Source organism: Pseudoalteromonas sp. ECSMB14103, from assembly GCF_000813065.1.
Taxonomy (GTDB): Bacteria; Pseudomonadota; Gammaproteobacteria; order Enterobacterales; family Alteromonadaceae; genus Pseudoalteromonas; species Pseudoalteromonas marina.
Map to the genome: position 1 here is coordinate 76,606 of NZ_JWGY01000008.1, position 19,852 is coordinate 96,457.

Here is a 19,852-nt window from a genome sequence, read left to right on the forward strand (position 1 = left end):
AAATGACCAATCTTCCAAGTATTAAACAGCTTCAGTATCTACTCGCTGTTCATCAGCATCAGCATTTTGGCCGTGCAGCCAGTGCCTGCTTTATTGGCCAGTCGACACTAAGCAGTGCCATTCAAAACCTTGAAGAAACGCTAGGTTGCCAACTTATTGAGCGTGAAAACCGAAGTCTTATGTTTACAAGCATAGGTGAAGAGGTTGTTGAGCGTTCACGAAAAATAATCAACGACACTATTAGTTTAAAAGAGCTTACAAAAAGCTTTTTAACGCCCCTTAGCGGTAAGTTAACCGTAGGCGTTATTCCTACTATTGCAAGCTTTATTGCAGCGCCTTTGTATCACTTTTGTCAGCAAACTTTTTGTGAATTAGAGTTGGTACTAATTGAGGATACAAGCGACAAATTACTGGATAAGCTAGAGCATGGGCACATTGACTTAGCGTTACTGGCATTACCGTATGCAACCGACAAGTTCCATACCCAAATTTTAGCAAAAGATCATTTTAGCTTAGTGCACCATAAAGATTATATGCCTGCAAAGGGCGTAGAAGACTTTAACCTATTACCTGATGCCAGTGTGTTTTTGCTAGAGCGAGAGCACTGTATGACGGGTCACGCGCTGAGTGCGTGCCATTTAAACCGCTCAAGCTGTATTAACCCATTTGAAGCGGCCAGCTTACATACATTACTCAGTATGGTTGAACACCAGCTCGGGGTGACCTTTTTACCACAAATGGCCATTAATGCCGGTATTTTAGAAAATAAACAGATGGTCGCCACACCGTCGCAAAGCGATGCTTACAGAGATATTGGTATTCTTTGGCGAAAAACTACAGGACGTATTCGCGATTTTAAATTGTTTAGCCAGCAGCTTGAGGTGTTTTTACAACGCCAATGTAGTTTAAACTTTAATGAGCCAAGCAATTAAAGTTAACCGCTATTAAAAAATTAAAGCAGCCTACAATGGCTGCTTTTGACGTTGAACATGGCTTTCAAATGGCTCCAGTTCAGGTAAAAAAAGTAAGTAAATCCATACCACTACATTAAAGTAGGGCACGCATCCTAATACGGTAAATACTTTGACGGGGTAACCTTTTAAACTTGAATACCTGTAACATTGGTACGCAATAATAAGGTGAATTATCAGTAATAATATAACTAGTTGCGCCATACCTTCCTCCCTAAAACCCTTGTAACTTGTAATCAACCATGTATTGACTGGGGGTTGATGTCATGTTTATACAGCGTAATCCTTTAAATTACATGACATCCTCTTTATCTGATAAAGAAAGTATAGGCAAGAAAGAAAATAATGGAAGAAAAAAGTGACGTTAAATTGTTCGAATTTGTTAGTTTTAACCTAGGCTACTGTTGGTAAATACTTTTATTTTGATAAATTTTTTCAAGCTCATCATTTATTTTTTCAACAGGAACGGGGCGAGCAATAAAGTAGCCTTGTCCGTAGTCGACACCAATGTCTCTTAAAGTAGTAAATAATTCTTTATTTTCAACGTATTCCGCAACAGAATATTTATCGAGTGAGCGACTAATGTCGTTAATTGCTTTTACCAAAGCAAGGTCAATGGGGTCATTAAGCATGTCGCGAACAAACGAGCCATCTATTTTTACATGTTGAGCAGGCAGCTGTTTTAGGTAACTAAAGGTACTAAAGCCAGTCCCAAAATCGTCTATTGAAAAGTGACACCCTAAAGAGTTAAGTTTATCAATCATCTTACGTGTAGCTTGTATGTTATTTATGCTTGCAGATTCGGTGATCTCAAAAATAATCCGAGTGGCGGGAACATTGTATTTTTCAAGGTTCGATTCAATGAGTGGTAGCAGCCGTTCATCTAAGAATGATTGTGCAGATAGATTAATAGCAACTTGGCTAAGTTGAGGGTATTTTGCAACACTGGCAATTGCATTTCTAATTACGCACTGATCCATTAAAAAGGTGTCGTTAAGCATTTCTAGAGACGGAATAAACTGATTAGGGTAAATAAGAGTGCCTTCATGCTTTAAGCGCAATAGTGCCTCAAAGTAAGCAACTTTTTCTGCTTTAAAATCCCATATAGGCTGGTAATGCAATTCAATATTATTCTGTTGAAGTGCTTGGCGGATTTCGTGTCCCCACTCAAGACCTGTTTGAAGTGTATTGTTGTGCGCATCTTCTTTTGAATAGCAATGTACTAAGTTACGGCCTAAGTTTTTTGCAATATACAAAGCAATGTCGGCTTGTTTTAAACACTCATTAGGGTCGTTATTGTTTACTGTAATTTGCGTTAAGCCGATAGAGCAGCTTATTGTGTAGCTTTGCTCGTTTGACTTAAAGGTATGCTGCTCTATGGCACTACAGACACCTTCTGCAATAAGGTGCGCATCGAGTAGGTTCATATTTTTTAGAATGACGGCAAATTCATCGCCACCAATGCGACATACTAAGTGTTCTTTTTCAATGTTGTCTTTAAACAGCTGAGCCACATCTTTTAACACCAAGTCGCCTTGATGATGACCTTGGCTATCATTAATAATTTTAAAATGATCAAGGTCAATGTAAATCAAGGCATGCTCAACATCGCTGTGAGTATGTTTGGGTTTACAAATACGACTTAGCTCTTGGTCAAAGTGGTATCGGTTGTGTAGGCCAGTTAATGGATCATGCAGCGCAAGGTGGCGTAATTGAAGTTCGGCTTGCTTACGCTCGTGAATGTTATCAATAGTGACAGTGATCGTTGCATTATTGCGTCTGTTTTTAATTAGCTGCAACCTACATTCAACCCAAATTTGGCCACCGTTTTTATGTTGGAGTTTTATTTCTATTTGCTGATGATCGTTCCCACCACCGAGTATATCGTCGATGGTTGCTTTGAGCTTTATCTGACATTCACCAGTATAAAATTGCGTTAGGCTTTTTTGCAGGCTTGTTTTAACGCCAAAACCACTTAAGGTTTCCCAGGCTGGATTTATAAAGCGAATTTTTCCTAACTGGTCGAGCTCAAGAACAACAGTATTAAGGTGCAATAATATGCGCTGATGAGCTGAGAATAGTTCTTTATACCTCACTTCGCTTACGCTTAACTGCTCTACTTTTTGAGCAAATTCAGCGTAGCTCACCATAAAGTCTTCTCGACGAGCGGCATGATCACATACCTTATTTAAAAATGAAGGTTCGTAAGGGGCGCGAATAAAATCGGTTACACCCGATAACAAAAGCTGTTCTGCATAATCTGCATCAGGGTTATCTATAATAGTAACAATGGCTTGCTTTGGGTTATGTTGTAAAATATTTTCGACAAGTAGGCTAGATTCATCAGCTTTTTCTTGTGTGGTATCAAGTAGTACGATTGAGAATTGTTGTTGGCTGTACTGGTTCAGTGCGGCTTTACACGTTGTGACATGTGTAATAGCAAAATTTAGTTTTAGTTCTTCAGTTATCGACTCCGCTTTATTTGCGTGGGGCTCTAACAAAAGTAGGTTTAGTCGACTGCTTTTTTCTAAATGTGTAGATAAAACATTAGCCAGAACTTGCGGTAGCATATCTTGGTTTTCAAACGGTAAAACAGCATCGATTCCGTAACTACGGGCGGTTGTTTCTGCAATTCGTTCGCAGTAAGTTGGGGGCATCAACAAAATAGGGGTGTTTTTAGGGGTTTTCAATAGCCCTGAGCGAATCATACGAGAAAAACGCCAACCGTCTATTTTACCCACATTTAATCCAGTGATAATAATATCAACCGGTTGTTGCTTAAGAGTTTTAAGAGCTTCCTGGCTATCATTTGCTTCAATAAAGCTAAATACGTTAAGCTTTTTTAAAGTATCTTTAATCACCCTGCGCTCAGCACGGCTTGCATTTAAAATCAGCAAATTTAATTGTTCTGCCACGCAGGAGATCCTAAAAATCGTAATTTACTACCATTACTAAGGGTAATAAGTTTTGTTAGTAAGAACAAGTAGATTTGAATAATGCCCCAGAATAGAAGGATGCTTAGGTTTACAGAAGTTGAGTTGGCTTCTTGAGCTTAATTGACGATAGATATACACTTGGCGCGATTTTTAATGATGTGGATTACCAACTATGCGCGTAGCTGACTTTAGTTTTGACTTACCCGATGAATTAATTGCTCGCTTTCCAAAAAAAGATCGTACGAGTAGCCGCTTATTAAGCCTCGATGGTCCAACAGGGGAGATAAGCCATAAAATATTTAGTGATATTCTTGAGCTAGTTAACGAAAACGACTTACTCATCTTTAATAATACGCGAGTAATACCAGCACGTATGTTTGGCCAAAAAGCATCGGGCGGTAAGGTTGAGGTACTTGTAGAACGAGTATTGGATGAACACCGTGTGCTTGCTCATGTTCGTGCAAGTAAATCATTAAAACCAGGCAATGAGGTTATTTTAGAAGGCAAAGCTAAAGCCACTATGATTGCCCGTCACGACACCTTATTTGAGCTGGAATTTGATCACAGCAAAAATGTACTCGATACACTTAACGATATTGGTCACATGCCGTTACCGCCTTATATTGACCGACCAGATGACGAAGCTGACCGCGAACGTTATCAAACAGTATATGGTGAAAAACCAGGGGCTGTGGCAGCACCTACAGCGGGCTTACATTTTGACGAGCCGCTTATGGCTGCACTTAAAAATAAAGGTGTAAAAATGGCCTTTGTCACGTTACACGTAGGCGCAGGTACATTTCAGCCAGTACGTGTAGAAACCATTGACGAACACGTAATGCATTCAGAATACATTGAAGTACCACAAGATGTTGTGGACGCTGTAGCACAGACTAAAGCGAGCGGTGGGCGAGTGATTGCTGTTGGTACTACATCAATGCGTTCGCTCGAATCAGCTGCAAAAATACATGGCGGTAAATTAGATACTTACTTTGGCGATACCGATATTTTTATTTTTCCGGGTTACCAATTTAATGTCGTCGATGCCATGGTCACTAATTTTCATTTACCTGAGTCAACGTTAATTATGTTGGTGAGCGCGTTCAGCGGACAAGACAACATAATGGGTGCCTACAACACAGCAATAGAACAAAAATATCGCTTTTTTAGTTATGGCGATGCTATGTTTTTAACACGTAAATAGCGCTGTTTTATTTATTATCAAATATAACTAACACTCAACCCCAGCATACTTGCTGGGGTTTTTAGTTGCATATGATTATAACGAGCGAATTTACCGCAGCTAATAGTATTAGCAGTGCAAAAAGGGTAGAATCGAGCGGTTAAATTATAGCTTGTTGGACTGTTTTTCCGACATTGAGGATGATATGAAATTTGAATTAGACCGCACCGACGGTAAAGCGCGCCGTGGCCGCTTGATTTTTGACCGTGGTGTAATAGAAACACCTGCATTTATGCCAGTAGGTACTTACGGTACTGTTAAAGGCATGACACCTGATGAAGTTAAAGCAACAGGTGCGCAAATTTGTTTAGGTAATACCTTTCACTTAATGCTTCGCCCTGGTACTGAAATTATTAAACAGCACGGTGATTTGCACGACTTTATGAATTGGGACTTCCCAATTTTAACTGACTCAGGCGGCTTCCAAGTATTTAGTCTTGGCGCAATGCGTAAAATTACCGAAGAAGGTGTTTTGTTTCAGTCACCTGTAAACGGTGACCAAATAATGATGTCGCCAGAAAAATCAATGGAAGTGCAACGTGATTTAGGGTCAGATATTGTAATGATATTTGACGAATGTACGCCATACCCTGCTACTGAAAAAGAAGCTAAAGACTCTATGGAGTTGTCTCTTCGTTGGGCTAAACGCTCAAAAGAAGGTCACGGCGATAACCCTTCTGCGTTATTTGGTATTATTCAAGGTGGTATGTACCCAGAATTACGTGCACAATCACAAGCCGGTTTAGAAGAAATTGGCTTTGACGGCTATGCACTTGGTGGTTTATCAGTTGGTGAACCTAAAAACGAAATGATGAATATTCTTGATCATTGTGCGTACAAAATGCCTGAAAATAAGCCGCGTTACTTAATGGGTGTTGGCAAGCCAGAAGATTTGGTTGAATCGGTACGCCGTGGCATAGATATGTTTGACTGTGTTATGCCAACGCGTAATGCACGTAATGGTCACTTATTTATTACCACCGGTATTATTAAAATACGTAACGCAGTGCATAAAACAGATACCGGTCCACTTGACCCTGATTGTGATTGCCATACGTGTAAAAATTACTCGCGTGCTTATTTACATCACCTTGATAAATGTAACGAAATTTTAGGTGCACGACTAAACACAATACATAACTTACGTTACTATCAGCGTGTTATGGAAGGCCTGCGCAATGCAATTAGCGAAGGTAAACTAGAAGAATTTGTAAAAGATTTTTACGCTCGCCGCGGCCAAGAAGTGCCAGAGCTTGCAGATATAAAAAATTAAACTTTAAATTTAAAGAGGAAGTATTATGAGTTTATTTATTTCAAACGCACACGCATCAGCTGGCGCACCTGCAGCCGGTGGCGGCATGGAAATGCTAATCATGTTAGCTATTTTCGGTTTAGTTTTTTACTTTTTAATTTACCGCCCACAAGCTAAGCGTGTTAAAGAGCATAAAGGCTTAATGAATGCGATGGCTAAAGGCGATGAAGTACTAACCCAAGGTGGTTTAGTAGGTAAAATTGTTAAAATTGCAGAAGATAAAGATTTCATCGTTATCTCTTTAAATGAGCAAGCAGAAGTTACAGTTCAAAAAGCGTCTGTATCTGCTGTATTGCCAAAAGGCACAATGAAGTCGCTATAAAAATAATAAGGACGACCCCGTGTTAAACAAGTTTCCAGTGTGGAAGTATTTACTTGTTTTAGCTGTGGTTGCCATTGGCCTTTTATATGCCTCTCCAAACTTGTATGGCCGTGACCCGGCTATACAAGTTTCGGGCGCTAAAGGTGCTGATGTTGATCTCAGTGTAGTAGACAAAGTAAACGCAACCCTTAAAAAACATAACGTAGCAGTTAAATCAACTAAGCTTGAAGGCGGGCAAATACTTGTTCGTTTTAAAAATGTTGAAGAGCAATTAAAAGCACAAGATTTACTGCGTGACTCGCTAAGTGACGATTACATTTCAGCCATTAATATGGCGCCGGCTCAACCTCTTTGGTTAAAATCCCTTGGCGGAAATCCAATGAAGTTAGGTCTAGATTTAAGTGGTGGCGTACATTTCACCATGGAAATCGACATGGCAACAGCGGTTGATAACCAGCTTGAGCAAATGGAGCAAGATTTTCGTAGCGATCTACGCGAAGAAAAACTTCGTTATCGCAGCGTTCGTCGCGTGGCTGGCTCTGACCGTATGCGTGTTGAAATGCGTAATGAAGAAGATAAAAATGCTGCAGAGCGCTTTTTAGAATCTCGTTACCCACTTAACGTATACATTGATGACAGCAGTAACGATAATGCATTTTTTGCCACTATGAGTGAGCAAAAGCTGAAAGAGATTCGTGACTACGCCATCAAGCAAAACGAAACAATCATTCGTAATCGTATCAACCAAATTGGTGTTGCAGAGCCAAACGTACAGCGCCAGGGTGCTGAACGTATTATTGTGCAATTACCCGGTGTGCAAGATACCGCTCGTGCTAAAGAAATTTTAGGTGCGACAGCAACGCTTGAATTTCGTGAAGTAGACGAAAACGCCGATCCAAGCGCTGCCGCTCAAGGCCGTATCCCTGCGGGCACTGAAATGATCATGAGCCGCGACGGTTACCCTGTGGTACTTAAAAAACGCATTATTCTTGAAGGTAGCCATATCACTGGTGCGCAATCTGGCGCAGATGAATACCAACGCCCACAAGTAAGCATTTCACTCGACAGTAAAGGCGGTTCAAAAATGAATGCCTTTACTAAGCGTGCAATTGGTAAACGCATGGCAACGGTATTTATTGAATACAAACCATCAGGTAAAAAAGACGAAAACGGTAAAGCACTTCCACCTATTAAGGTAGAAGAGGTTATTAACGTGGCAACAATTCAAGCTCGTTTAGACCGCTCTTTTCGTATTACAGGTATTGATAACCCAGCTGAAGCACATAACTTAAGTTTACTGCTTCGCGCAGGTGCACTTGTTGCGCCAATTCAAATTGTTGAAGAGCGTACAGTGGGGCCAAGCTTAGGCCAAGAAAACATTGAAGCAGGTATGACTGCGGTTGCACTTGGTTTTGCGTTTGTACTTGCCTTTATGCTTATTTATTACAAAGGGTTTGGCTTAGTGGCTAACTTAGCGCTTGCTGCTAACTTGGTGCTTATTGTTGGCATAATGTCACTTATTCCAGGCGCTACGTTAACCTTGCCGGGTATTGCAGGTATTGTACTGACAGTTGGTATGGCGGTTGATGCTAACGTACTTATTTTTGAACGTATTCGTGAAGAGCTGGCCGATGGTCGTAGCCCACAACAAGCCGTTCATTTTGGTTACGATAGCGCATTCAGCACTATATTTGATGCCAATATCACTACGTTAATTGCGGCAGTTATATTGTTTGCTGTGGGCACGGGCCCAATTGCAGGCTTTGCCGTTACATTAGCTATTGGTATTTTAACTTCAATGTTTACAGCCATTGTTGGTACCCGAGCGGTGATCAACTTATTTATTGGTGGTAAACGCATTGATAAACTTTCTATTTAAGGAGCAGACATGCAAATTTTAAGTTTGGGTAGCAGAACCCTTCGTTTCATGTCTCTTCGAAAAGTGGCAATGGGCTTTTCTACGCTATTAATTGTAGCGTCGATAGTATCAATGTTTACGAAGGGCTTAAATTTTGGTCTTGATTTTACCGGCGGCACCGCGGTAGAAGTGGGTTTTTCTCAACCGGCTGATCTTAAAAAAGTGCGTAATGTACTTGGTGAAAATGGCTTTGCTGATGCATCAGTGCAGTTATTTGGTTCGAGCCAAGATATATTAGTGCGCTTAGCTCCACGTGGAAGCGATGTTAAAGCTGAAGTGATTGGTAACCAAGTAATTGATGCACTGAAAAAAGCGGACGACAGCGTAGTTATGCGTCGTATTGAGTTTGTTGGCCCAAGTGTCGGTGAAGACTTGAAAGAGCAGGGTGGCCTAGCCATGTTAACTGCACTTATTTGTATCTTAATTTACGTTGCATTTCGTTTTGAATGGCGTTTTGCTGTGGGTGCTGTAGGCGCACTATTACACGATGTAATTATCACTTTAGGTTTGTTTTCAGTACTGGGTTTAGAGTTTGATTTAACTATATTAGCGGCAATATTGGCGGTAATCGGTTACTCACTCAACGATACTATTGTTGTATCTGACCGTATTCGTGAAAACTTTCGTAAAGTACGTATCGACGATACCGTTGAAATTATTGATATTTCACTTACGCAAACACTTAACCGTACACTTGTTACATCAATCACCACAATTTTGGTATTGATTGCATTGTTTGTATGGGGTGGACAAACCATTCATGGTTTTGCTACTGCATTATTGTTTGGTGTATTTATTGGTACATATTCTTCTGTATATGTTGCAAGCTCGGTTGCACTTGCAATGGGAGTAAGTAAAGAAGATTTAATACCAGAAGTGATAGAAAAAGAAGGTGCAGATCAAGATCCGATGGCAATGCCATAATCTTAAATGCATTAAAAAAGCCGCTCTATGAGCGGTTTTTTATTGCCTGTAATATAGGGGCTTGAAATAAAAATGTCATACAGAATTGATATTTTGTTGCTCTATTTAAAATAATAATTGAGCCAGTAGTGACCCTTCAACGACAAGCCTTAGAGGCTATTTTAGATAGTGGGGAAGTAACCACGTTATTTCAGCCTATTTTAGATATATCTGGTCAGCTCATTCTTGGTTACGAGGCGCTTAGCCGTGGTCCACAAAATAGCCCATTAGAAATGCCCAATAAGCTCTTTAAAGCTGCGCATCAAGAGGGCCTTATTTCTGAGCTAGAGCTACTATGCCGCTCAAAGGCAATAGAAAACTTTGTTAAGCTAAATTTGCAAGGTAAGCTTTTTTTAAATGTGAGTCCAAAAACGCTACTAGACCCTTGCCACCCAAAAGGCGAAACACGCCACCTAACCGAGCAGTTTGGTTTAGCGACTAATCGTGTTGTTATAGAAGTAACAGAGCAAGACAAAGTAGATAACGACGACTTATTACTTAAAACCATTGCGCATTACCGAGAGCTCGGTTTTACCATTGCAATTGATGATTTAGGTGCCGGGTACTCTGGCTTAAAGCAGTGGTCTGCACTGCGTCCTGACTATGTAAAAATAGATCGTTATTTTATCGATCATTGCGATCAGAGTGAGGTTAAAAAGGAGTTTTTAAAATCAATTATTGTTTTAGCTAAAGCAACAAACACATTAGTAATTGCCGAAGGCATAGAGCGCTCTGAGGAACTCGCACTGGTTGAAAGTTTAGGCATTAATAATGTACAAGGTTTTTTATTTGAACGACCGAACTTGCAACCAAGTCGTGATTTTAGCTCTGCTCAAATACAAGCACTTACATTTAAATTATGTGATCAGCTTGATCAGTCAATGGCCATTGGCGCGCTAAGCCAACCACAAAAGGCCATAGCAAGTGATACCCGATGCAAAGACGCTCATTTACTTTTTGAGCAAGACAAAGCCATTATTAGCATACCTGTAATCAATCAACAGAGTCAGCCAGTGGGCCTACTACATAAAGACCAACTTACCGAGGTATTTGCAGCACCCTATGGTCATGCTCTTTATGATAAACGCCCTGTTATAGAGTTAATGGACAAACAACCCTTGATTGTTGATGTAGACCAAAAGCTCGATACGGTGAGTAAGCAAATAACTGAGCAAGACTTCGATATTAGGCGCCATATTGTTATTACTAGAGGCGGTAATTATTTAGGGCTTGCGCCACTAAGAGACATTCTAAAACATATAACAGAAGAAAAAATTCGCCACGCACAACATGCAAATCCGCTAACAATGTTACCAGGCAATGTTGCAATTAACGAAGCTATAGAGCATAGGTTACGTAATAAAAATAAATTTCATCTTGCCTATATTGACCTGAATCACTTTAAACAGTTTAACGATCTTTATGGCTACGCGAGTGGCGACAGTGTTATTAAATTATTGGCTGATGTAACAGTGCAAGCCTGTACAAATAGTGCTAACTTTGTAGGACACATTGGTGGTGACGACTTTATGGTTGTTTTTGACCAAAGCGATGCGGTAAGTATTTGTAACCGTATTATTGAACAGTTTGAACATCGTTCTCGTGCTTTTTTTACGCCCGATCACATAGCTTGCAAAGGGTATTGGGCTACAAATCGTGAAGGTGAAAAGCAGTTTGTACCGTTACTCACCTTATCTATCGGATTAGTTGAACCCGATTTACAGCAGTGCAAAAATAGCCATCAGGTTGCAGCATTAGCAACGGATGCAAAGAAAGAAGCCAAACGATTTCGTCATAGCTATCTTTTTACATGTAAACGAAGGCGCCCAGCGCCTCCAGTAGTAGCGATTAGTAAATAGTAAAAAGGTAATTTACTTATAGGTGATCATGATGTTGCCATTAAAGTGTATCGTATGTGTAGTGAGCTTGTTTATTGGAAGTGTTGTAGCAAGCGAAGTTAATATTGTAAAAATTCCGAAAGATCAACATGCGCATTTTGCCCGTGATGATTACCTCAATGACATGCTAACCAAGGCATTGATAAGAGCCCAGTATCCTGTCGAAATAGAACGTGTTGCTGTACACCCGCATCAGCAACGCAATTTAATGTCACTTGGTGATAGCTCGCTTGATTTATTTTGGAGTATGAGCAGCCCTGAACGAGAGTCACTGGCAACAGCTATTAAAATTCCATTGTTCAAAGGGTATATAGGCAAAAGAGCGTTAGTTACAAATAAACAGAATTTAGATAAATTTAAAGATATAAAAACGCTTGAGCAATTATCAAAACTGAGCTCGGTACAGGGGCATGATTGGCCTGATACGCGCATATTGGTTAATAACGGTTTAAACGTGAGACCATTATCAAACTTGAAAGCCATGTTTGCGCTTACTAGCCAAGGCCGCATAGATTACTTTCCGCGATCATTTATTGAAGTCAATTCTGAGCTTTTAGAGCGAGATCACAAAAATTTACGTATTGTGCCTAATTTATATATTAGCTACCCAACAGCGCTATATTATTTTGTGTCTAAGGATAAGCCTGAGTTGGCTAAAGCGCTTGAGCAGGGAATTAAAATAATGCAGCAAAACGGCGAGTTTGATGCGTTATTTTATGAATACTTTGCTACAGATTTAAATTCCCTTCCTTATACAAAAGGGGAAACTATAGAGATTAAGCTAATAAACCCATATTTTTAACAACAAAAAAGGAGCCTAGGCTCCTTTTTTGTTGCACCAATTATATTGGTAAAAGCAATTTATTAGCGAAGTAACGACTCAGTTAACACTGGACGAATTTCACGAATAATAGCTTGAGTCAGTTTTGGCGCACCACAGATGATATTGCCACTGTGGTTGTAGTTATTACCACCAGCAAAATCGACAACCATACCACCCGCTTCTTTAACCATAAGCTCGCCTGCAGCAGAGTGCCAAGGTTTTAAGCCAATTTCAAAAAAGCCATCAACACGGCCAGCAGCAACATACGCCATGTCTAATGCAGAACAACCTGCGCGACGAATATCTGCAGTGTGAACAAATAACGCTTTAAACGCTTCAGTGTATGCATCTGTATGTTGTTTATGCTTAAAAGGAAAGCCCGTTGCTAATACTGTACCAGCAAGAACGGTTGTTTTACTCACGCGTAAACGCTTGCTGTTAAGTTGTGCGCCTTGACCTTTAGATGCAGTGAAAAGCTCACCACGAATCGGATCATAGATAACGGCTTGGTCTAAACGACCTTTAACTTTAAGTGCAATAGAGATTGCGTAATGTGGAATACCTTTGATGAAGTTTGTTGTTCCATCGATAGGATCTACAATCCATTGGTAATCATCATCCTTGCCTTTGTGTTCACCTAGTTCTTCGCCCACAACAGAGTGAGTAGGGTAAGACTGTAAAATAGTGTCACGGATTACGGCTTCGGCTTCTTTATCAATATTAGTTACTAAGTCGTTAGCGCCTTTTTGTTGCACTTCAACTTTTGATAAATCTTCGCCAGCGCGAAGTAAAATTTTGCCTGCGTTACGCGCAGCGCGAACCGCAATGTTTAACATTGGATGCATGGAGTTACCTTTGGGTTGTAAAAGAACGTTTGTATTTTCAGCCGGCGTATTTTAGCGACTTTTGACATAAAGTAAACAATAAACCCTAAATACTTGTGGGTGTTTTTTGTACAGCCTTGAAAGTGTTGCACATTTAATTAAAACAAAAGTGTATTTTTAATGACCCACTAAAAATTTAAAAAAAGCGCTTTACCTAAAGTTAACTTGAGGTTTTATTGTGTGTTTAAATTAACTCACAAGGAAACAGTATGTATTTAGAACACGTAAATTTAGTTGTTAAAAACATTGATACCATGATTCGCTTTTACCAAGCCATTTTTCCCCACTGGGTAATACGAAGTGAAGGGCGGGGTGAATGGTATGGAAAACCAAGGCGTTGGGTCCACTTTGGTGACGACACGCAATACATAGCAATGAGCGATCATGGTGAGGGTGAAAATAGATCGCTTTCAGGGCATCAAGTTGGGTTTGCTCACTTTGCTTACGTGACGGCTAATTTAGATAATACGGTGTCTCGTTTAAATAAAGCGGGTTTTTCAGTTCATAAGCAAGGCAATGAAAACCCATTTAGAAAAAATATCTACTTCAGAGACCCTTCGGGCTTTGAAGTTGAGTTTGTAGAGTACTTGTCGGATATACCTGCAGAACGAAATAATGATCTTTAAGCCCACCACTATATGGCTGCCAAAAGCAGCCATATTAAAGCAAATACAGTTGCACTTATTTACTGCTGACCCCTAGCTGTGACCTTAAATCGTTTGCAAAGCTCATGAACTTTTCTTTTATGGTACGTTTTATCTTTACTTCAACCGACCCTAGTATCGCTTTGCCTTCAATATGAATGGTAGGACCTTGACGCTTATTTAACGTTACTGATTTGTTTTCTAGCGTGCTTAAAATACAAAACATTTTGGACACAACATTAACATGCTCGGGTACGTAAATTTCGTCGCTACCAAAAATACAATTAACATGAATTGTCACGTTTTGATGCGTAAAGATAGCGTCGGTGAAATCAAGCACCACAGAGCCCATATAATTATTTAGGTAAATATTTTTAGGAACCACCCATTGTCCGCTTCGCTCGTTTGAACCCAAAATACTGCGCAGTGTAATGTCGTCATCGCTATTTTGTTGAGCACTGTAATTAGGCGTAAACTGCGATTGCTTTTCAGCTTTGTATTGCTTGTCGGTATTAAGTGTTAAGTCTTCTACTAACGTAAGCAGCACAGAATTGTCTTTTGCATCCATTGCTTTGTCTAATCGTCTTTCAAATGCCTCAACCGATATAACGCCATGGCTATAGTTATAAATTAACTGATCAATCACTTGTTCGCGTACTTGCTCTATTGGGCGGTCTTCAACTTTTACAGACATGGGGTATTCCTTAATTGTATTTGCAATTAGTTAACTAGTTAGCAAACCGTATACCAAAATTAATTTTGTTTATTATCAATAGTTTAATTTTTAAAGGTTTTTTGTTTAGTTGTTATATTAACGATACATTAACCAAAATAGCAATAATCTAGTAATTTTCACACTTTGAGAAAGTTTTACTCACTTGCCTGTAAATAGGGGGAATGCGTTAAACCTATAAGAGTCTATGTTTTTCGTTAAGTCCATGATTTTTAATAGTAAATAAAGTTGGCTTGATGTTCGCATTAGTTAAAGTGTCTTTAATCAAAAGGAGAAAGATTATGAAAACATTTAACAAATCTATTATCGCCGCGTTAGTTCTTGGTACAACAGCAATGGGTGCACAAGCAAACAGCTGGGAAAACGAAAGTAAAGATGCTTGGATTGATGGCAAGGCAGAAACTGTGCTTCTAATGAACACAGACCTAAACAACTTTGACATAAACACTGATGTAACAAATGGCAAGGTAGTACTTACAGGTAAAGTTGATAGCGAAGTAGAGAAAGAGCTAGCAGAAGAGCTTGTACTTAGTCTAGATGGCGTCATGGAAGTTGAAAACAGCCTAACCGTTGTTAAAAACATGAGCGCTAAACACACAGATTCTAAAATGATGGATGATGATAACGACCTAACGGACGCTAAAATCACCACCGTTATTACAACACGTTTCCTATTTGATTCTGAAGTAGGTGGAACCGATATTGATGTAGATACCGATAATGGTGTTGTTACATTAAACGGCTCAGTTGAATCATCAGCGGAAAAGCAATTAGCAATCGAAATTGCAAAAAATGCTGAAGACGTACGTGATGTGGTAGATAACTTATCTATCGTAGCTGAATAACGTTATACTCAAAGCCCAGCATTGCTGGGCTTTTTGTTTTTAACTGTTTGAAGGAGCTAAATAATGGATATCATTCGCATAATACTGTCTGTTTTGCTACCACCACTAGGTGTTTTTTTACAAGTGGGCTTAGGTATGCATTTTTGGATTAATATTTTATTAACGCTATTGGGTTACTTCCCTGGGTTAATACATGCAATTTATATTATTGCTAAAAAATAATGCGCAGCTGAGTTATGTTTACGCCAGTTGTAAGTAAATATCGCTCAGCGCATTCTATTAATAAATATTACTTTTAATCATTTTTACTTTATTTTCCTAAAACTCCCCAAATTTACCCATTCACACTCTTTAAAAGATTACAATTTAAGCAGTTAGCTTATTGATTGTTAAAATAAAGGTTTTTGGTAGTGACAAGCCCTAAAAAAGTTTTTATACTGCAACCCGCTTTAGTCGCTCTGTGGCTGAACGCTTCAAAAATTAACTGCCTTGCAGTTATATAAAGTTGGCCCCTTAGCTCAGTTGGTTAGAGCACACGACTCATAATCGTTAGGTCCCCAGTTCGAGTCTGGGAGGGGCCACCACTTTCCAAGTAGATCCCTATTAAATTTTTACGCACTTAAAATCCAAAGCTCTACATTATTATCCTTTATTGGTTGATATATTGATTTTTAATTAATCTATAAAATTTCTAATTGCAATCAAATATATAGCTGTGTATTTTATTGGGTACAACAATATGTTGTTAAAATATATCTAAAAGGAAGTACCATGAAAATGAATAAAGTCGCACTCTTATTATTAAGCTCAGTTTTTGTCACCCTGCTGCATTTGCAGAAACACCTAACTTTAATTATGTGTCTGGCGGTTATTTAAATGCAGATCTTGATGGCGATGATTTAAACGGTTGGACGCTTGATGGTAGTAAATTACTAGGCGATAACTTTTTTGTGTCTGGTCAATATAAGACTGTAGGCGACTCAGAAGATGGTTTAGATGTAGATCTAAATTGGTTGAGCGCAGGCGTGGGTTACCGTACTGCAATTAGTGAAAGCACTGACTTTTATGGTTTAGTAACGTACGAAAACATTGAAACTGAAGTATCGTTCAGTGGTACTGATTTGTCGGATGATGAAAATGGCTATGGATTATCTGTTGGTGTTAGATCAATGCTAACTGATAGCATCGAAATTGATGGCCGCTTAAGTTACATTGATATTGCAGACGACAGTGAAACAGCTATCACTTTAGGTGCTCGTTACTATGTGAATACAAATTTCTCTGTAGGTACTAGCTACACCACAATAGATGATTTAGATTATATTAGCTTAACTGCACGTTACAGCTTTTGATCACAAGTAGTTAAATGAGCGCACTTATTAGTGCGCTTTTTAGTTTTTACGTAGCTATAACACGCTAATTTACGTGGTATAAGCCATTGCTGCGAATGTAAATAGTTGCTGGTATATCGCTTGTGTTCTCAAGCGAGTGAATGAATTTACCCCCAGATTCTACAAAGCTACCTGCACTTAAGTTTTGTGAGTTACTTTTTGAGCTGTATTGCACGTTGCCTGCAATTATCACTGCACGAAACTCATCCGCATTTGTGCTAATTTCCCCCTTAAACCCGGCTGGTAGTTTTATCATTGAGCCGTACATTGTCTCGGTGTCTCCCCAAAGGTAGGTTGTTTTTACACCTTTAGCATTAATATTGCTTACGTCGCTTTTGTCTAGCCAAACTAAGTTGTCTTTATGTACGTTTAATGGGCGTTCACCATTATCAAACTGTTTGTTTGTTGGTTTTACTAAATAAGGGCCTGAGTCTATTTCTAGGTAAATTAGATTTGTAGTGCCATTGGCTGCAGTAGTATGGTTTTCACCGGCAGGTTGTGTCCAAAATGATCCCGCAGGCATCCACATTTTTTCAGCTGTGGGGTCGTCATTGTGCATTTGGCCTTCAATTACAATACCTCGGTAAGTAATGTTATGAATATGCGGCGGGGACTCGAACCCTTTTTTAAAGCGTACTAGCATACCTGTTGCAGTATCTGCGGTACGATCGCCCCATAAATCGGCTGCACCGGGACTTTGCTCGCCTCTTAATGGGTTTAAATAGCCCCATTTGACTTTGTTTGCAGGTATTACTTTTGATTCGTGCTCGTCTGCAAAAGTAGGTACAGATATAAGCGAAGTTGTGAGTATTAAAGCTGATAGGACAATTCTACATTTCATAAATATTTTCCTTTGCGTTGGGATAGAGACACAATAGCGAGTATTTTTCATTCCATAAACAGGCTAATGTTTAATACAGTTTCGTTAAAACGTGGATAATTGGCAGCATCAACGAATAGCTTTATAAAGGGGCGGATATGAAAATTGCAGATTTACGCGTATTACTAAAAGTTGCGCAGCTTCAATCAATAACAGCGGCTGCGCATCAGTTGGATATGAGCTCGTCGGCAGCGAGTGTCTCTATTAAACGAATAGAGCAAGCTCTTGGTACACAACTATTTGTTCGCACTACTAGAAAGATAAGATTGACCGCTGAAGGTGAGCGTTACTTACCATTATGCGAACAGGCGCTTGGGCTACTAATGCAAGGGCAAGCGGTTATTAATGAAAAGCAGGAGTGTATTACAGGCGAAGTGCGAATGGCTGTTTCGTCTGAAATGGGACGTAATTTAATGCGTGTTTTGCTTAATGAGCTTATGGATAATCATAGTTCTATAACTTTGAGGTTGCATGCAAGTGATAGCCGTGCTGATTTTTATCGTGATGGAATTGATGTTGCATTAAGAGCGATGAAAAAAGGTGTAGCTGAGGAGCTTAATTTATATGGATTTAAAATTTGTAATATTCCACACGTGGTGTGCGCTTCACCTAGTTACTTAAAACTGAATGGCGAGCCGTTAGTGCCGAACGATTTGAGCGAGCACAACGCATTACTCTACAAACTTTACGAAGTAGTGCACGCTGATTGGGAGTTTTATGATAATACACAGCAATACAAAGTTAAAATGAACAGCGATAGAGCTGTAAACGATGGTGATATTGTTAGACGCTGGTGTGTTGATGGTGCTGGGATTGCAAAAAAGTCAGCCATTGATGTAGCAGATGATTTGCTTAGCGGTAAGCTCAAACGAATAATACCCGATTATAAAATACCCTTAACAGAAATGTGGTTAGTGCTTCCGAGCCGGCAGTTTATTTCGCCTGCAATAAGGCTGATACGTGATGAGTTAAAAAGTAAAATAATGGCTCTTAGGGCATCGCTATTGGCAAAGCATATTTTGACTGAAGACGAGTGGCCTTGTGATGATGAGTACAAGGCCTGATTTGTGTTAATTTTTACGATATATCTCGTGGTCCATGTCGTAAATATTAACGCTTAAACTGTCAGACTCCCTACAATAGGTTTTTAAACACGCAAGTAGGTGCTCACTCAGAGTTTGCTTTTGCTCTACTGTTCGCCCTGCCATAATGTGTGCTTGCACATGTATAAACCCTTCTTTACCCACACCCAATTGATACTGCTGATATGCAACTGCGCGAGTTTTTATAGTTTCTAAATCAAATAAACCACTTTCGAATGTGCATTTATGGATTTTTTCTACCAGTACTTGAGGTAATACAGGGAGGTCTTCTGAGTGCTCAATAATAATGTGCGGCATGCGGGTGGTTCCTGTTGGTTACGGCATTAAGCGTGTCGTTAATTGTAACAAATACACGACGGCTCGCTAAACCCCATACGGCTAAAATGTTTGTTTTAAACTAATTTAGTTGTGCTAATTTTTGATGTTAGTATAAAAACACACAGGTGAACCCAAGCTTATTAAAATAAGCGTGTAAAAAAACCTAGCTTAAATTAAGGATGAGTATGAAATTTCAGCAAAAAATAAAACATTTAGCCGTGCTAATGGGAGCAGTAATTACGTTAAGTGCCTGCTCTGATGATGTGGCGTCGGTGAGTTTAGGTTTGTTTACTACAAAAGATGTGGTGGTGAACTCACAGCAAGATCCGATCATTAAAGGAGTGACGTGTCATATTAGTCATGTTGAGGCCGATTTAGACTTTTCTGACCCGTCAGACATGTCGATTGCGTGTCGTCAAACAGGGCCAATCACTGCGGAGCAATTACAAGAAATTGATCGTAGTAAGTCTGGTGAGGTGGTGTTTAAGTCATCAAAGAGCATTTTATTTAAATCGTTAAAGGTGCGCCGAATATACGACGCTAAAACTCGCACATTATTATATTTGTCGTATTCAACAAAAGAGTCGAGCGGCAGTCATCATCATGCATTATCTACTGTGCCTTTATATAACACGAAAGCATGGCAGTGGGCACAAGAGCAAGAATAA

Annotated in this window: 20 protein-coding genes and 1 tRNA gene; 15 read left to right on the forward strand and 6 right to left on the reverse strand. The window is 39.5% G+C overall.

Going from position 1 to position 19,852, the window contains the following annotated elements:
- Nucleotides 1-2: 2 nt before the first annotated feature.
- Complete coding sequence (locus RF53_RS13420) at nucleotides 3-932, forward strand: hydrogen peroxide-inducible genes activator (RefSeq protein WP_006791193.1); 930 nt, start codon at nucleotides 3-5, stop codon at nucleotides 930-932.
- A 30-nt stretch (nucleotides 933-962) separates the two neighbouring features.
- Here RF53_RS13420 and RF53_RS13425 read toward each other — a convergent pair whose 3' ends face one another.
- Both RF53_RS13425 and RF53_RS13430 read right to left on the reverse strand, forming a co-directional pair.
- Entirely contained in the window at nucleotides 963-1,175 is a 213-nt protein-coding gene (locus RF53_RS13425; RefSeq protein WP_008130474.1) for a hypothetical protein, read from the reverse strand.
- Nucleotides 1,176-1,369: 194 nt separating this feature from the next.
- Complete coding sequence (locus RF53_RS13430; protein WP_039037980.1) at nucleotides 1,370-3,886, reverse strand: EAL domain-containing protein; 2,517 nt, start codon at nucleotides 3,884-3,886, stop codon at nucleotides 1,370-1,372.
- Between the two features lie 193 nt (nucleotides 3,887-4,079).
- On the opposite strand from RF53_RS13430, the gene queA reads away from it, so the two are divergent.
- The 7 genes from queA to RF53_RS13465 all read left to right on the forward strand — a co-directional run bounded on the left by queA (nucleotide 4,080) and on the right by RF53_RS13465 (nucleotide 12,365).
- Nucleotides 4,080-5,111, forward strand: a complete 1,032-nt coding sequence (gene queA, locus RF53_RS13435; protein WP_039037981.1) for a tRNA preQ1(34) S-adenosylmethionine ribosyltransferase-isomerase QueA — start codon at nucleotides 4,080-4,082, stop codon at nucleotides 5,109-5,111.
- A 184-nt stretch (nucleotides 5,112-5,295) separates the two neighbouring features.
- Nucleotides 5,296-6,423, forward strand: coding sequence for a tRNA guanosine(34) transglycosylase Tgt (gene tgt, locus RF53_RS13440; RefSeq protein WP_006791189.1), 1,128 nt, complete (start codon nucleotides 5,296-5,298; stop codon nucleotides 6,421-6,423).
- A 25-nt stretch (nucleotides 6,424-6,448) separates the two neighbouring features.
- Nucleotides 6,449-6,784 (forward strand): preprotein translocase subunit YajC, encoded by a 336-nt coding sequence (gene yajC, locus RF53_RS13445; protein ID WP_006791188.1) that lies wholly within the window; start codon nucleotides 6,449-6,451, stop codon nucleotides 6,782-6,784.
- Between the two features lie 19 nt (nucleotides 6,785-6,803).
- Nucleotides 6,804-8,663, forward strand: a complete 1,860-nt coding sequence (gene secD, locus RF53_RS13450) for a protein translocase subunit SecD (RefSeq protein WP_006791187.1) — start codon at nucleotides 6,804-6,806, stop codon at nucleotides 8,661-8,663.
- Between the two features lie 9 nt (nucleotides 8,664-8,672).
- On the forward strand, nucleotides 8,673-9,626 hold the full coding sequence (secF, locus tag RF53_RS13455; RefSeq protein ID WP_006791186.1) for a protein translocase subunit SecF: 954 nt from the start codon (nucleotides 8,673-8,675) through the stop codon (nucleotides 9,624-9,626).
- Nucleotides 9,627-9,754: 128 nt separating this feature from the next.
- Nucleotides 9,755-11,524, forward strand: coding sequence for a bifunctional diguanylate cyclase/phosphodiesterase (locus RF53_RS13460; RefSeq protein WP_082014443.1), 1,770 nt, complete (start codon nucleotides 9,755-9,757; stop codon nucleotides 11,522-11,524).
- 31 nt (nucleotides 11,525-11,555) lie between these two features.
- Nucleotides 11,556-12,365 (forward strand): substrate-binding periplasmic protein, encoded by an 810-nt coding sequence (locus RF53_RS13465; protein WP_039037983.1) that lies wholly within the window; start codon nucleotides 11,556-11,558, stop codon nucleotides 12,363-12,365.
- 62 nt (nucleotides 12,366-12,427) lie between these two features.
- Here RF53_RS13465 and suhB read toward each other — a convergent pair whose 3' ends face one another.
- Nucleotides 12,428-13,231, reverse strand: a complete 804-nt coding sequence (gene suhB, locus RF53_RS13470) for an inositol-1-monophosphatase (RefSeq protein WP_006791183.1) — start codon at nucleotides 13,229-13,231, stop codon at nucleotides 12,428-12,430.
- A 248-nt stretch (nucleotides 13,232-13,479) separates the two neighbouring features.
- Here suhB and RF53_RS13475 point away from each other — a divergent pair, with 248 nt between their 5' ends.
- Entirely contained in the window at nucleotides 13,480-13,896 is a 417-nt protein-coding gene (locus tag RF53_RS13475) for a VOC family protein (RefSeq protein WP_039037984.1), read from the forward strand.
- 55 nt (nucleotides 13,897-13,951) lie between these two features.
- On the opposite strand, the gene RF53_RS13480 is transcribed toward RF53_RS13475, so the two are convergent.
- Complete coding sequence (locus RF53_RS13480) at nucleotides 13,952-14,608, reverse strand: LiaF domain-containing protein (protein WP_006791181.1); 657 nt, start codon at nucleotides 14,606-14,608, stop codon at nucleotides 13,952-13,954.
- A gap of 320 nt (nucleotides 14,609-14,928) precedes the next feature.
- Here RF53_RS13480 and RF53_RS13485 point away from each other — a divergent pair, with 320 nt between their 5' ends.
- From RF53_RS13485 to RF53_RS13500, 4 genes are all read left to right on the forward strand, one after another.
- Nucleotides 14,929-15,492, forward strand: a complete 564-nt coding sequence (locus RF53_RS13485; protein WP_039037985.1) for a BON domain-containing protein — start codon at nucleotides 14,929-14,931, stop codon at nucleotides 15,490-15,492.
- 63 nt (nucleotides 15,493-15,555) lie between these two features.
- Complete coding sequence (locus RF53_RS19270; protein ID WP_006791179.1) at nucleotides 15,556-15,714, forward strand: YqaE/Pmp3 family membrane protein; 159 nt, start codon at nucleotides 15,556-15,558, stop codon at nucleotides 15,712-15,714.
- Nucleotides 15,715-15,999: 285 nt separating this feature from the next.
- Nucleotides 16,000-16,076: transfer RNA gene (locus RF53_RS13495), tRNA-Ile, on the forward strand.
- A 273-nt stretch (nucleotides 16,077-16,349) separates the two neighbouring features.
- Nucleotides 16,350-16,844 (forward strand): outer membrane beta-barrel protein, encoded by a 495-nt coding sequence (locus RF53_RS13500; protein WP_235420631.1) that lies wholly within the window; start codon nucleotides 16,350-16,352, stop codon nucleotides 16,842-16,844.
- 64 nt (nucleotides 16,845-16,908) lie between these two features.
- Here the strand turns inward: RF53_RS13500 and RF53_RS13505 are convergent, their stop codons facing one another.
- A complete protein-coding gene (locus RF53_RS13505; protein ID WP_039037987.1) occupies nucleotides 16,909-17,724 on the reverse strand; it encodes a DUF4437 domain-containing protein in 816 nt (271 codons plus the stop codon).
- Nucleotides 17,725-17,861: 137 nt separating this feature from the next.
- Here RF53_RS13505 and RF53_RS13510 point away from each other — a divergent pair, with 137 nt between their 5' ends.
- A complete protein-coding gene (locus tag RF53_RS13510) occupies nucleotides 17,862-18,827 on the forward strand; it encodes a LysR family transcriptional regulator (protein WP_039037988.1) in 966 nt (321 codons plus the stop codon).
- A gap of 6 nt (nucleotides 18,828-18,833) precedes the next feature.
- Here RF53_RS13510 and RF53_RS13515 read toward each other — a convergent pair whose 3' ends face one another.
- Nucleotides 18,834-19,163 (reverse strand): 5-carboxymethyl-2-hydroxymuconate Delta-isomerase, encoded by a 330-nt coding sequence (locus RF53_RS13515; protein ID WP_006791175.1) that lies wholly within the window; start codon nucleotides 19,161-19,163, stop codon nucleotides 18,834-18,836.
- A gap of 206 nt (nucleotides 19,164-19,369) precedes the next feature.
- Here RF53_RS13515 and RF53_RS13520 point away from each other — a divergent pair, with 206 nt between their 5' ends.
- Nucleotides 19,370-19,852: a CreA family protein gene (locus RF53_RS13520; RefSeq protein ID WP_006791174.1), complete on the forward strand. Its 483-nt coding sequence runs from the start codon at nucleotides 19,370-19,372 to the stop codon at nucleotides 19,850-19,852.

Bases quoted from the DNA above. Each gene is read 5' to 3' on its own strand.
- suhB (WP_006791183.1), bottom strand. From the start codon at position 13,231: ATGCATCCAATGTTAAACATTGCGGTTCGCGCTGCGCGTAACGCAGGC.
- yajC (WP_006791188.1), top strand. From the start codon at position 6,449: ATGAGTTTATTTATTTCAAACGCACACGCATCAGCTGGCGCACCTGCA.
- RF53_RS13420 (WP_006791193.1), top strand. From the start codon at position 3: ATGACCAATCTTCCAAGTATTAAACAGCTTCAGTATCTACTCGCTGTT.
- RF53_RS13505 (WP_039037987.1), bottom strand. From the start codon at position 17,724: ATGAAATGTAGAATTGTCCTATCAGCTTTAATACTCACAACTTCGCTT.
- RF53_RS13515 (WP_006791175.1), bottom strand. From the start codon at position 19,163: ATGCCGCACATTATTATTGAGCACTCAGAAGACCTCCCTGTATTACCT.
- RF53_RS13485 (WP_039037985.1), top strand. From the start codon at position 14,929: ATGAAAACATTTAACAAATCTATTATCGCCGCGTTAGTTCTTGGTACA.
- RF53_RS13465 (WP_039037983.1), top strand. From the start codon at position 11,556: ATGTTGCCATTAAAGTGTATCGTATGTGTAGTGAGCTTGTTTATTGGA.
- RF53_RS13480 (WP_006791181.1), bottom strand. From the start codon at position 14,608: ATGTCTGTAAAAGTTGAAGACCGCCCAATAGAGCAAGTACGCGAACAA.
- RF53_RS13510 (WP_039037988.1), top strand. From the start codon at position 17,862: ATGAAAATTGCAGATTTACGCGTATTACTAAAAGTTGCGCAGCTTCAA.
- RF53_RS13425 (WP_008130474.1), bottom strand. From the start codon at position 1,175: ATGGCGCAACTAGTTATATTATTACTGATAATTCACCTTATTATTGCG.
- secF (WP_006791186.1), top strand. From the start codon at position 8,673: ATGCAAATTTTAAGTTTGGGTAGCAGAACCCTTCGTTTCATGTCTCTT.
- tgt (WP_006791189.1), top strand. From the start codon at position 5,296: ATGAAATTTGAATTAGACCGCACCGACGGTAAAGCGCGCCGTGGCCGC.
- RF53_RS13475 (WP_039037984.1), top strand. From the start codon at position 13,480: ATGTATTTAGAACACGTAAATTTAGTTGTTAAAAACATTGATACCATG.
- RF53_RS19270 (WP_006791179.1), top strand. From the start codon at position 15,556: ATGGATATCATTCGCATAATACTGTCTGTTTTGCTACCACCACTAGGT.
- RF53_RS13520 (WP_006791174.1), top strand. From the start codon at position 19,370: ATGAAATTTCAGCAAAAAATAAAACATTTAGCCGTGCTAATGGGAGCA.
- queA (WP_039037981.1), top strand. From the start codon at position 4,080: ATGCGCGTAGCTGACTTTAGTTTTGACTTACCCGATGAATTAATTGCT.